Annotated in this window: 7 protein-coding genes; 4 read left to right on the top strand and 3 right to left on the bottom strand. The window is 47.6% G+C overall.

The genetic code is table 11. The features are described 5' to 3' along the window. Positions 1–150: 150 nt before the first annotated feature. The 4 genes from kdpA to VNM22_02230 all read left to right on the top strand — a co-directional run bounded on the left by kdpA (position 151) and on the right by VNM22_02230 (position 6,535). Positions 151–1,929 carry a potassium-transporting ATPase subunit KdpA gene (gene kdpA, locus VNM22_02245; protein ID HWP45958.1) on the top strand — a complete coding sequence of 593 codons (1,779 nt, stop codon included), beginning with the start codon at positions 151–153 and terminating at the stop codon, positions 1,927–1,929. A 59-nt stretch (positions 1,930–1,988) separates the two neighbouring features. Next, positions 1,989–4,115 (top strand): potassium-transporting ATPase subunit KdpB, encoded by a 2,127-nt coding sequence (gene kdpB, locus VNM22_02240; GenBank protein ID HWP45957.1) that lies wholly within the window; start codon positions 1,989–1,991, stop codon positions 4,113–4,115. Positions 4,116–4,171: 56 nt separating this feature from the next. Further along, positions 4,172–4,753 (top strand): potassium-transporting ATPase subunit KdpC, encoded by a 582-nt coding sequence (gene kdpC / locus VNM22_02235; GenBank protein ID HWP45956.1) that lies wholly within the window; start codon positions 4,172–4,174, stop codon positions 4,751–4,753. A gap of 81 nt (positions 4,754–4,834) precedes the next feature. Next, positions 4,835–6,535 carry a PTS sugar transporter subunit IIA gene (locus VNM22_02230; GenBank protein HWP45955.1) on the top strand — a complete coding sequence of 567 codons (1,701 nt, stop codon included), beginning with the start codon at positions 4,835–4,837 and terminating at the stop codon, positions 6,533–6,535. On the opposite strand, the gene pheA is transcribed toward VNM22_02230, so the two are convergent. From pheA to VNM22_02215, 3 genes are all read right to left on the bottom strand, one after another. Next, positions 6,522–6,824, bottom strand: coding sequence for a chorismate mutase (gene pheA / locus VNM22_02225; GenBank protein HWP45954.1), 303 nt, complete (start codon positions 6,822–6,824; stop codon positions 6,522–6,524). The genes VNM22_02230 and pheA overlap by 14 nt on opposite strands. A gap of 1 nt (position 6,825) precedes the next feature. Then, positions 6,826–7,047 (bottom strand): hypothetical protein, encoded by a 222-nt coding sequence (locus VNM22_02220; protein ID HWP45953.1) that lies wholly within the window; start codon positions 7,045–7,047, stop codon positions 6,826–6,828. 97 nt (positions 7,048–7,144) lie between these two features. After that, positions 7,145–13,024: a choice-of-anchor D domain-containing protein gene (locus VNM22_02215; protein ID HWP45952.1), complete on the bottom strand. Its 5,880-nt coding sequence runs from the start codon at positions 13,022–13,024 to the stop codon at positions 7,145–7,147. Positions 13,025–13,211: the final 187 nt, after the last annotated feature.

Genomic DNA, 13,211 nt, shown 5'->3' with positions numbered 1-13,211 from the left:
CTGTAACTGTCCTGTTTAAGGACGATCACAAGGAGTACCTCTACTTCATCAGACAATCTTTTCAAGCTAATGGAGTTGAGAAATCAAGAAGTTGGAGCTAAAATAGGGTTTTCTAGCTTTTAGGTTCCAACCTCTTCTCTCTTCTACCTTATGACGCTTAATGGATTTTTGCAGCTTACGATTTATATCTTAGTTTTACTGGCCATAACCAAACCACTTGGCGTGTACATGGCTAAAGTTTTCTCGGGTGAGCGAACATTCATGGATAAATTCTTCAGTCCACTCGAGAAACTAATATATAGGATCTGCGGGGTGGATGAGCGACAAGAGCAGCACTGGACTGCTTACACAGCAGCCATGCTACTTTTCAGTTGGGTTGGACTCCTGGTTCTTTACGGTCTTCAGAGACTTCAATACTATCTACCCCTTAATCCACAGGAATTTATCGGTGTGGCTCCGGATCTGGCTTTTAATACGGCTGTCAGTTTCACAACCAACACGAATTGGCAAGCCTATTCGGGTGAGTCTACCATGAGTTATTTGGTGCAGATGGTCGGGCTTACCTTCCATAACTTCGTATCTGCAGCCACAGGAATTGCCTTAGCCATTGCCTTCATTCGTGGGATCGCCCGATGTCAAACTAATACAATCGGCAATTTCTGGGTGGATCTTACCCGTTGTACGCTCTATGTGCTGCTTCCGTTCTGCCTCATAGGCGCGCTTGCGCTGGTCTCCCAGGGTGTAGTTCAAAATTTTAGTCCTTACACAAAGGTTACACTTGTTGAGCCGCAACAGATTGAGAAGGTCGGTGATGATGGTACAAAAACAGTCGAAACAATAACCGAACAGATCATTGCCCAGGGGCCGGTTGCCTCTCAAGAAATCATCAAGCAGTTTGGTACGAATGGCGGTGGCTTTTTCAACGCCAACTCGGCTCATCCCTTTGAGAACCCAACCCCCTTATCGAATTTCATAGAGATGCTTGCCATTTTCGCTATCAGCTCTGGTCTCACCTATACCCTTGGTCAGATGACCAGTCATCAAAAACACGGTTGGGCTGTTTTTGTAATAATGGTCATCCTTTTCCTGTCAGGCTTCTTTGTTACCTACTACTTTGAAGCTCAGGGTAACCCAACCCTTAGTTCCTACGGGGTGACACAGGCCGTTACAGATCTACAGGCAGGGGGGAATATGGAAGGAAAGGAAGTTCGTTTTGGCATCCTGAACTCCACACTCTTTGCTACGATAACAACTGATGCTTCATGCGGTGCAGTCAACTCCATGCACGACTCTTATACTCCTTTAGGCGGAATGATACTGCTGTTGAATATGATGTTAGGTGAAGTTATCTTTGGAGGCGTAGGTTCAGGACTATATGGGATATTGGTGATGATGGTATTGACGGTTTTCATCGCCGGGTTGATGGTAGGGCGTACCCCAGAGTACCTGGGTAAGAAAATTGAGGCTAAAGAGGTAAAGATGGCCATGCTTTATGTTCTTAGCTCTGCCTTGTCCATAATGATTTTCTCGGCTTGGTCCAGCGTCGTGGATTATGGGACTTCAAGGGTCGGTAATACCGGACCACACGGTCTCTCAGAGATCGTTTACGCTTTCACATCAGCAACAGGCAATAACGGATCAGCCTTCGCCGGACTTTCAGCCAACACACTCTGGTATAACACGACACTGGGACTGGCTATGTTCATTGGGCGATTTTTTATGATCATCCCCATGATGGCCATAGCAGGCAACCTGGCAAGTAAGAAAATCATACCTCCTTCAGCAGGCACGTTTCCTGTTGACACGCCTCTGTTCATTGGACTGGTTATGGGGGTCATTTTGATTGTCGGTGCCTTAACATTCCTTCCGATGCTGGCCCTCGGACCCCTTGTGGAACATTTCCTGATGAAAGCGGGAACTTTATTTTAGTCATGAATGCGGAGTGAAAATAAAAAGTTTATCACTCAGCACTGATGACTTTTTTAGTTATGGCAGAAAAAGTACAAAAAAGACCTCTATTTGACCTACCGATAGTCAAACGGGCTATTAAAGATTCATTTATAAAGTTAGATCCGCGACAGGTTGCCCATAACCCTGTGATGTTTGTCGTCGAGGTTGGTAGTGTACTTACGACGCTGCTGATCCTTCGCGACATTATTATAGGCGATACCGGTCACTTGCGTTTCACCGTACAGGTGACCGTATGGCTTTGGTTCACGGTACTTTTTGCTAACTTTGCAGAAGCCATGGCTGAAGGGCGTGGTAAAGCCCAGGCTGATACACTTCGCAAGGCGAAGGCGGAGACCATTGCCAACCTTATCGTACAAGATGTGGATCAGGGAATACAAGGCATCCAAACCGAACAGGTTCCTGCATCTAAATTGCGTAAGGGTAATGTGGTATTGGTAAGGGCTGGAGAACTTATACCGGCCGATGGGGAAGTCATCGAAGGGGTTGCATCTGTGGATGAATCGGCCATTACTGGTGAAAGTGCACCGGTCATACGCGAGTCAGGGGGGGATCGCTCGGCGGTTACCGGGGGGACTCGGGTGCTATCTGATTGGATTAAAGTACGTATCACGGCGAACCCCGGAGAGACTTTCCTGGATCGTATGATTGCATTGGTTGAAGGGGCAGAGCGTCAGAAAACACCCAATGAGATCGCATTGAATATCTTACTGGCCGGACTCACGATTATCTTTCTCCTTGCTGTCATGACCTTACTTCCCTATGCCCTTTACAGCATCCATGTAGTAAAGGCTGCCAATGGTTTTGCTTCCGCCGAACCCCCTTCAATTATGGTATTAGTTGCCTTACTGGTCTGCTTAATTCCCACGACGATCGGCGGACTGCTGCCGGCCATCGGTATTGCAGGTATGGATCGATTGATTCAGAAAAACGTATTGGCCATGTCTGGGCGTGCGGTGGAAGCAGCAGGTGATGTAAGTACGCTCTTGCTAGACAAGACAGGTACTATCACCCTGGGTAATCGGCAGGCAACTGAATTCATTCCACTACCCGGAGTTACAGAAAAGGAACTGGCGGACGCCGCACAACTGGCCAGCCTCTCAGATGAAACACCTGAAGGACGCTCCATCGTTGTGCTTGCAAAAACCAGGTATAATCTGCGAGCCCGGAAGCTGGCACCCGGTGAAGCACATTTCATCCCTTTCTCTGCACAGACCCGAATGTCCGGTATTGATTTAAAGGATGGGCGTCAAATTCGCAAAGGCGCGCCCGATGCTATTATAGCCTTCCTACAATCCAGAGGTGGCATCGTACATCCTGAACTTAAAAACCTGATCGAGCGTATCTCAAGGGCAGGAGGAACACCTCTGGTGGTTGCTGATACCCATCGGATACTTGGTGTTATCTATCTGAAGGACCTTGTAAAAGGTGGTATAAAAGAACGTATCGAGCATTTAAGAAGGATGGGTATCAAAACGGTTATGATCACAGGAGATAACAGGCTAACGGCAGCGTCCATTGCACGTGAGGTAGGAGTTGATGATTTCCTGGCCGAAGCCAGGCCGGAGGACAAAATGGATCTTATTCGTCGGGAGCAAGCTCAGGGTAAACTGGTCGCCATGATTGGAGACGGGACTAACGATGCACCCGCTTTGGCCCAGGCAGATGTTGGTGTGGCCATGAATACCGGCACAATGGCAGCCAGAGAAGCAGGTAATATGGTAGACCTTGATTCTAATCCAACCAAGCTCATTGAAATCGTCGAGATCGGCAAGCAACTTCTCATAACCCGCGGTGCGCTCACAACCTTCTCCATCGCCAACGATGTGGCTAAATACTTTGCGATTATTCCGGCCATGTTCTCAACGCTATATGCCAGAGCAGGCGAGAAAGCAGGTCCGCTTTCCGCACTCAATATCATGCAACTCGCGACCCCAGAGTCCGCCATTCTATCGGCAGTAATATTTAATGCACTGATTATCGTTGCACTCATTCCGCTTGCATTACACGGTATTAAGTATCGCCCTATAGGTACAACCGCCCTACTCCGACGCAATATTCTAATTTATGGATTTGGAGGCATTATCATTCCCTTCGTAGGAATCAAGCTCATCGATATCATTATTACTGCACTGGGTTTAGCTTAAAGTTGTTAGTAATCAAGGACCAAAACAACCGATCATATACAAAAACCATGGAAAAAATGAATTTATTCGAACATATTTATCCAGCTCTTGCAATGACTCTGGTACTTACGCTCCTTTTAGGAATTATATATCCATGTGTTGTAACCGGACTGGCACAGGTATTTTTTAAGGAAAAAGCACAGGGCAGCCTTATTGAAAAAAATGGTAAGGTAATAGGATCGCGATTGATCGGTCAACCGTTCCAGGGACCGGGTTACTTTCACCCACGACCTTCGGCGGCAGGTATCGGTTATGAGGGAACTGCTTCAGGTGGTAGCAATTTAGGACCAACAAGCAAAAGGCTTGCTGAAAGGGTCAAATCAACCGCCGAGCTATTACGCTCAGAGAATCCAGACAGGCCTATTCCGGTTGATTTGATCACCTCGTCTGCATCAGGTCTGGATCCGCACATTACCCCGGCGGGAGCTGAATTTCAGATTCCTCGAATTGCTCGTGCACGTGGGATACGGGAAGAGAAAGTAAGACAACTCGTATACAAGTATACCCAGGGGCGACAATTTGGAATTTTAGGAGAACCGCGGGTTAATGTGCTCGAATTGAATTTGGCTTTGGATGAGTTTTATCCTATGCCGAAGTAGACAATTTTAGAGACTGGAGCGTGGAGACCCAAGACGAGGAATTAAACTCCAGGTCTTTAGCCTCAAGTCTCTAGTTAATACATGAGTAATCACCGATCTGAGAGCTTTTTACAATTGATCCGTCGGGCCGAGAGGGGGCGACTTAAAGTTTATCTAGGCTATGCTGCAGGTGTAGGTAAAACCTATCAGATGCTTCGGGAAGGTCACAGACTGAAAGCAGAGGGGATTGATATAGTCATAGGCATTGTCGAGACCCACGGTCGTGCAGAAACGGCCCGGCTCATCGAGGGGTTAGAAGTTATTCCCCGTCGTTGTGTCCAGTATCGGGGTATTACCCTGGAAGAGATGGACGTAGAAGCCATCCTTGCGCGCAAACCTCAGGTGGTATTGGTGGATGAACTTGCCCACACCAATTTACCGGGGAGTCGTAATCTGAAACGGTATCAGGATGTGCAGGATATCTTGGCTGCAGGGATCCACGTTATTACTACCCTCAATATCCAACACCTGGAAAGTCTTTATAATACCATTGAAAACTTGATTGGAGTGAAGGTTAAGGAACGCCTCCCGGATTCCATCCTGGCTGAAGCGGATCAGGTGGTAAACGTGGATCTTTCGGCGGAAGATCTTCAGAAACGTTTGAAAGAAGGCAAAATTTATCCTCAGGAACGGATTACCATGGCACTGAACAACTTCTTTCAAACATCTAATCTTGAACAACTTCGAGAGCTCACATTACGTGAAATCGCATCGCAAATCGAACGTAAGCGCATAGAAATCATGGATGAGGAACGTACGGCCTTACCTGACCAAATTATGGTAGGCTTAAGTTCACGAGGCCCCAACAGTGCCGCATTGCTTAGATATGCTTCACGTCTGGCCGGACGGTTAAATCGTAACTGGTACGCTGTTTATGTCCAAACCCCTTCAGAAGATCCAACCCTCCTCGATACTAAAACCCAACGTCTCCTTTCCAGCACATTGAGTTTAGCTAATCAACTCGGTGCCACTGTTTTTACCTTCAAAGGTCAAGATGTGGTAGATACGCTTCTTCGTTTTGCCCACGAATACAGAGTGGGTCGTGTTGTAGTTGGGCGTTCTGGAGAGCTACCCTGGTGGAGACGTTTGTTGGGTCAAAGGAATCTCGTAGAGCGACTCATCTCCCAAGCTCAGGGACTTACCATCATCGTTGTGGACACTCAGCTAGAGGAGGACACCTCAGATACAGCCCCATCCCTTGAGGATTTGGAAAATATAGAAGCAAAATATCCCATTGCTTCTACCCCCTCTTCCGCTCAACCCAGCTCAGGTACTCTGACTCACCTTCTCTCCAGCAATCGGATTCTTCTATGGAAGGAGCCTGTCTTTAAAGAGCAGGTTCTTCGGGGGCTTGTTAAGGCGATTGGGCACGAGGAAACCGGACTGGAGGAAGAATCTGTACTGGAACTTTTACGACAACGGGAGGCCCGGGGCTCTACCTTCCTTAATGAAGAGATTGCTCTCCCCCATGCTCGGGTAGAGGGGCTTATTAAACCGGTTGTAGCCCTGGGATTGACTCACCAGGGTATCCTACATACACCCACTCCGAATAAAATTAAGATCGTTTTCTTACTGTTATCTCCCAACAAGGAAAGCAGCATCCATCTTCAACTTCTCGCCACGGCGGCTAAAATTTTTCAGCACCGCGAATTGCGTCGAAGTCTGGAAAACGTTCAAAGTGCCGAAGAGGCCCTTGAGGTTATTCAGACCTGGGAGTATAGCTATAGGATCAGTACTTTGTAAGTGGATCTCTCTGAGGGTTAGAAAGAATTTCTTGCTCCAGATTTCTGGATTCCTGGATAATTTCCTTAAAAAGGCGAACAATGGCTTCATTACTCAGAGGACCTTTATTCTGGGCCTGAACCCTCTGATGGATTTCTTGTTCTCGATCAGGGACATAAACGGGGAGCCCCTGGGCTTTTTTAAGATCTCCTATTTCGAGAACAAGCTTCGCTCGCTGACTTAAAAGTTCTATAAGACGGTCATCAATACGATCAATTTCTTTTCGAATTTCTTCAATACTTCGCCCCATGTTAAGATCTCATCCTTGTACAGTCGAATAAAGCTCCCTTCATGATTTTTCCATTGGGAGCGATGCTCCAGATACCTGATTTTTCGATTTCTAAATGAATGGGTATATCCAATTCTCGTGCTTTGGCAATGACGTATTCCAGGATCTGTTGGGGAGTATCTTCCCTTTTCCACTCCCCATCAAAAGCGAGAGAAGGTTCAGAACAAATAATCCTGACCTGCATAACCTCACCCAACCTGGTTATGATTAAATCTAACCTATCATAGTGTACGAGGTTGAATATTTGTCAATAGAAATTCTACAGATTTCTTGTTTTTTTGTCAAAAAAGGATGTACCAGATCCCTTCATCGGGGCGCCATACAGCAATATCCACCCTTCCATCTCCATTGTAATCTGCCGGGACGGGAATATCACCCAATAAGCCCCAAAGGGTTGTGGTGAACCCGCCACCCGAGAAGATGATATTCCAGGTTCCATCACCGGGGCGCCACACGGCAATATCCGTCTTCCTATCCCCGTCATAGTCCCCGGGTACCGGCCTATCCCCGGATAAACCCCATGAAATGGCAATGGATCCGCCGCTTGAGAGGATGATATTCCAGGTTCCATCACCGGGGCGCCACACGGCAATATCCGTCTTCCCATCCCCATCATAATCTCCAGGTGTTGGAAGGTCCCCGCTCAGTCCCCATAATACTTGGATGACAGAGGTACTCCCAGAAGGCTTAATATCCCATTCACCGGTCGAAGGTTTAAAGACCGCAAGGTCTGCCTTTCCATCTCCATCGTAATCGCCTGGAATCGGAATATCCCCGGCGGCTCCAAAATTTTCTGTAACGATTCCTCCTAAAGAACCCTGAATCAACCAGGTCTGGGTGGAAGGCCGAAAAACGGCCAGATCTGCCTTTCCATCTCCATCATAATCTGCTGGTACCGGCCTATCTCCCAGCATCCCCCAGGCCGGAACAAAACCGGAAAGTCCTGGAATAGAAGAAGGATCCCTGCTGGATAAAATGTACCAGTTCCCTAAACTGGGTCGCCAGACCGCAATATCTGTTTTCTTATCCCCATCGTAATCTCGAGGTACCGGAATATCTCTTCGGACCCCCCAATTAACAGGAGTTGCACCGGACAGGAGAATGTTTAGAGGAGTCGGTTGATTCCCACCATTATGGGAGATGGAAAAGGTTCCTAGAAACAACCCCGGAAAGGTGGGTGAAAAAATCACCTCGATGGTCTGGGATTGTCCAGGAGCCAGGCTGAAGGGTCCACTTCCCTGAGCTATGAAAAATGGATTCGGAGGACTGCTGAAATTTCCCGTTAACAGACCTGTTGAAGATACCTCGTTGGTAAGGGTGATTGTTTGCGTAGAAGTCTCTCCTACCAGAATGTTGCCAAAACTCAGGGAGGTAGAGCTGATAGATAAATTGACCGTTGCTTTACCTGTGCCACTTAGCGGAATTTGAAGAGGACTCCCGGAGTTGGTGGCATTGTGGGTAATGACTAAGGTTTGAGAAAAGGTTCCGGCAGAGGTCGGAGAAAAACGAACCAACAGGGTTTGCGACTTTCCAGGGGCCAGGCTAAACGAACCACTTCCACTGACCACCGAAAACGGATTTGAAAGGGTACCCACAGTTCCGGTTAAGGCATTGGTAGAAGAAGTCTGATTGGTGATGGTCATCATCTGGGTAGCAGACCGGCCGATGTCTACCTCGCCAAAGTTTACGGAGGGTTGCCCTGAACCTGTCGAAGGAGTTAACTCTACAGATAAATTCACTACGAAAACGCCGGTTCCCTCTATTGTTACATTTGCCGGACTTAATGAGTTGGTAGCATTGTGGGTAATGGATAGGGTTTGAGAAAAAGTTCCAGGAGAAGTCGGAGAAAAACTTACAAGGATGGGCTGGGATTTTCCAGGGGCCAGAGTGAATGCCCCACCACCGCTAACTATAGAAAAAGGAGCTGAAAGATTCCCTACCTTTACTTCCAAGGTATCTGTCGAGCTGGCCTCATTGGTAACCATAAAGACCTGGTTATCGGTCTGACCTACGGTCATATTACCAAAACTGATGGAAGTCGGATTGATCGACAGATTGATGACCGCCGCTCCTGTTCCCGTTAAAGTTAAATTGGTTGGACCGGTCTGATTGCTCGCATTATGGGTAATGACCAAAGTTTCAGAAGCTGGCCCTGAGAGTTCTGGAGAAAAAGCAATAACTACAAATTGGGATTCTCCCGGTGCTAAACTAAAGGTGCCGTCTCCACTCATCACAGAAAATGGGCTTAAGAGATTCCCAACGCTTCCTGTCAGGGTATCCGTCGAAGTAGCCAGATTGGTAATGGTAAAAGATCTTGTAGCCGTCTTACCAACGGAAACATTCCCAAAGTTTATGGAAGTTTGGCTTATAAGCATATTTACTACAGGAAGGACCCCGGTGCCGGTTATGGAAATATCGGCGGGACTTGTCTGGCCGGTGGCATTATGGGTGAGGGTAAGTAATTGAGAAAAGGTACCCACGGAGGTTGGGGAAAAATTAAGGACGACCGATAGGGATTTTCCGGGAGCCAGGCTAAAGGGACCTCCCCCCTTCATTATAGAAAAGGGACCTGACAGGGTTCCCACCGTTCCTTCCAGGGTACCCGTTGAAGTCGCTTCGTTTTTGATGGTGAGGGTCTGGCTGGAAGATTGGCCCACCAGAATGTTACCGAAATCTATAGAAGAAGGGGCTATGGAGAGTTGGATCAGAGCCTGACCTGTACCACTGAGGGATACTTTTGCAGGACTCCCCTGATTGGTTGCATTGTGGGTGATAAGGAGAGTTTCGGAAAAGGTCCCTTCAGATCCCGGAGAAAAACTTATCGTCACAGATTGGGATTTTCCAGGGGCCAGAGTAAAAGTACCTCCTCCCTTAACGACCGAAAAAGGACCTGAGAGATTGTTTATGTTTCCTTCCAATACATCTGTTGAATTGGATAGGTTTGTAATCGTGAAGGTCTGAGTAGCCGATTTACCCACAAAGATACTGCCGAAATTTAAAGAGGAAGGGTTTATGTCTATGTTAATGGAGGCCGTGGTTCCTGTTCCACTCACCGGTATAGAGAGGGGATTGATTTGATTTGTGGCATTATGGGTAATAGACAGGGTTTGAGAAAAAGTCCCTGGAGAAGTGGGAGAAAAACCGATAACAACGGATTGGGATTCCCCGGGTGCCAGACTAAAGGGACCTCCTCCACTGACAACAGAAAATGGACCGGAGAGATTTCCTACACTTCCTGTTAACGTATTTGCAGAAGTCGACAGATTGGCTATCGTAAGAACCTGATTAACGGACTGTCCCACGATGACGTTACCTAAATCGAGGGGTATGGTATTGATAAGCAGATTAACTCCGGAGATCCCTTTTCCGTTTAGTAGCACATTGGCAGGATTCGATAGATTTGTGGCATTATGGGTAATGGATAAAGCCTGAGAAAAAACCCCCGGGGAGGTTGGAGAAAATCGAATAATGACGGATTGGGATTTTCCGGGTGCCAAGGTAAAGGGATTACCGCCACTGATGATAGAAAAAGGGCCTGAGAGATTACCAAAACTCCCTACCAGATCACCGGTTGAGGAAGAGAGATTGGTAATGGTCAGGGTCTGGGTAGAAGATTGACCTGCCGGAACATCACCAAAATCTACCGGATCTGGACTTATCTCCATATTAATCAGAGAGGATACCCCTACGCCATTGATAGAGATATTCATGGGACTTGCCTGATTTGTGGCGTTATGGGTCAAAGTTAACGTTTGAAAAACTGCCCCTGGAGAGGTAGGAGAAAAATTAATCGTAAGGGTTTGGGATGCTCCAGGAGCCAGGCTAAAGGAACCACCTCCACTGACCAGGGAGAACGGGCCGGAGAGATTACCGATACTCATTTGCAGAGTACCCGTTGAAGAAGATCCGTTGGTAATGGTCAGGGTTTGGGTAGCCTGCCCCCCGATCAGAACACTCCCGAAACTCACAGAGGTCGGACTTACAGAGAGATTAATAGCTTCTACGGCGGTTCCACGGATTGGTATACTGACGGGGCTCCCTACGTTGGCTGCATTGTGGGTAATAGTCAGATTATCAGAGAAAGTTCCCGAAGAAGTGGGAGAAAAACGGATCACCACCGACTGAACCTTTCCCGGGCCCAGACTGAAGGGGCCTCCTCCGCTTGCAATGGAAAAGGGGCTTGAAGGTGCATTAACCACCCCATCCAGGGTAGCCGTTGAGCTGGAAAGGTTTATAATTGTAAGAGTTTGATTGACCGACTGACCTACCGGAACGTTACCAAAGTCTACAGATAAGGGTTTTATTGCCAGGTTGGCCGCCGCTATCCCGGTACCGTTTAATATAACATCGGTAGGACTTGTTTTATTTGTGGCATTATGGGTGATTATCAAAGTTCCGGAAGTTGTTCCAGGTGAAGTCGGTGTAAAATTTATGATCACTCTGGTTGAATTACCGGGTGCCAGACTAAACGAACTGCCGAGATCGGAAGTCCCCGTTCCGCCACTTATGATAGAAAAGGGACCTGAGATACTGGAGAGGGTCCCCTCCAACACACCGGTTGAAGAAGGCATGTTGGCAATGGTAATAACCTGTTTGGCAGATTGACCTACGGCAACATCCCCAAAGTTCACGGGTGAAGGCTGGATGGCCAGATTAACGGCAGGTCCGCCAACTCCCGTGATGGGTATATTTGTAACGCCTCCAGGAGCTCCATTGGGCGCATTATGGGTAATAATCAGGGTGGTAGAAAATGGACCCACCTGGGTGGGAGAAAAACTTACGGCAACTTTTATCGATTTCCCGGGTGCCAGACTGAAGGGATTCTCGCTTTTTGTTACAGAAAACGGGCTGGAAAGGTTACCAACAGTTCCATCTAGAGGAGCCGTCGAGGAAAATGGATTCTCGATGGTAATAACCTGAACAGAAGATTTTCCTACCGGGACACTACCAAAATCTACCGGATTTGGACTTACCACTATACCGATAGTAGGTAATACGCCGGTTCCACTGAGGGGAACCTGGAAGGGAGATGATTGCGTCGTAGAACCTACTACACGACTGGCATTATGGGTGATATTAAGGATCCCAGAAAACGGTCCTGGAGTAAGGGGAGAGAAACGAACTGCTACAATCATGGAATCCCCGGGAGCCAGATCGGCGCTATTCCCACCAATGATAGAAAAGGGCGGCGGAAGGGCACCTATGTTGACGGTTAACGTACCGGTCGAGCTGGATAAGTTTGTAATCCGAACAGCCTGGGTGGCAAACTGACCTGTGGGGACATCACCAAAACTCAAGGATGAGGGATTTACAGCCATGCTGATCAAAGGGACTCCGGTTCCTGTCAGTCCCACGGTCGTCGTACGGGTTGGACTGTTTGAATCACAAGGTACCTGTTTATAAGTAATTACAAGATTGGCGGAAGCCGACCCTATCGAGGTGGGAGTAAAACGAAGGGTGATTATTTGCGATTTTCCTGGGTTAAGACTAAATGAACCCCCCCCAACCACAAAAAATGGCGAGGGTGGGCCTGGAGAGATACTGGCTGTACCTTCTAACTTTCCGGTTGAATCGGCACGGTTCGTAATCAGAACCGTTTGGGTCACAAACCTTCCTACAATGGCATTGCCAAAATCCACCGGGTTAGGACTTATCTCTGCATTTATGGTGGGGGGCGTTCCTCTTCCCCGTACGGGTAAATTTTTGGTTATGTTTTGATTTCCTCTTTGTGCAGACGTCTGGTTAATGACAAGGGTATCCGAAAAGGACCCGGCAGAGGTCGGAGAAAAACTAACCTGGATAAGCAATTTTTTACCCGGTGGTAATATAACCGGGTTAGGATTCGTACATCCCTGAATAAGCTGACCCTGGTTATCATAACAAGGTCCAAAACTATCTACGTTAAAGGGGCTTGTCAGCGAGCCGATATTGACATTTCCCATTCTTCCGTTGGCATTATTTGCAATGATAATCTTCTGGGTCGACTGCTGACACAAAGGGGTATCCCCAAAGTCCAACTCTGTAGGGTCTATGATAACGGGTCGGCTCTGGGCTGCAGAGGCTATGTCGGAAAAGAGCGAAAAAATCGAAAGGTAAAGGACAAAAGGTAAAAGGTAGAAGAAAGACTTCTTCCATGGACTCCGACTTCTCTGCATTCTCATTTTTGCTTTTTGATTTTATCCTCATCCCCTCACTCTCCTCTCCCGAAGCTTCGGGAGAGGGGAAAGGTTATCAGGGATAGTTTTTTCTCACCTAATCCCCTCGCTCCCTTCCTATGCCGAGAAGGGGAACTTCGGGATCACCTGGATCCCCACTCTCTTCTTCCCTCGAAGGAAGGGAAAGCGGGAG

This window comes from Candidatus Limnocylindrales bacterium (assembly GCA_035559535.1).
Classification (GTDB): Bacteria; Moduliflexota; Moduliflexia; order Moduliflexales; family JAUQPW01; genus JAUQPW01.
The sequence above is the reverse complement of the archived record's forward strand: the minus strand, read 5'-3'. Positions and strand labels throughout refer to the sequence as shown.

Bases quoted from the DNA above. Each gene is read 5' to 3' on its own strand.
- kdpA (HWP45958.1), top strand. From the start codon at position 151: ATGACGCTTAATGGATTTTTGCAGCTTACGATTTATATCTTAGTTTTA.
- kdpB (HWP45957.1), top strand. From the start codon at position 1,989: ATGGCAGAAAAAGTACAAAAAAGACCTCTATTTGACCTACCGATAGTC.
- kdpC (HWP45956.1), top strand. From the start codon at position 4,172: ATGAATTTATTCGAACATATTTATCCAGCTCTTGCAATGACTCTGGTA.
- VNM22_02230 (HWP45955.1), top strand. From the start codon at position 4,835: ATGAGTAATCACCGATCTGAGAGCTTTTTACAATTGATCCGTCGGGCC.
- pheA (HWP45954.1), bottom strand. From the start codon at position 6,824: ATGGGGCGAAGTATTGAAGAAATTCGAAAAGAAATTGATCGTATTGAT.
- VNM22_02220 (HWP45953.1), bottom strand. From the start codon at position 7,047: ATGCAGGTCAGGATTATTTGTTCTGAACCTTCTCTCGCTTTTGATGGG.
- VNM22_02215 (HWP45952.1), bottom strand. From the start codon at position 13,024: ATGAGAATGCAGAGAAGTCGGAGTCCATGGAAGAAGTCTTTCTTCTAC.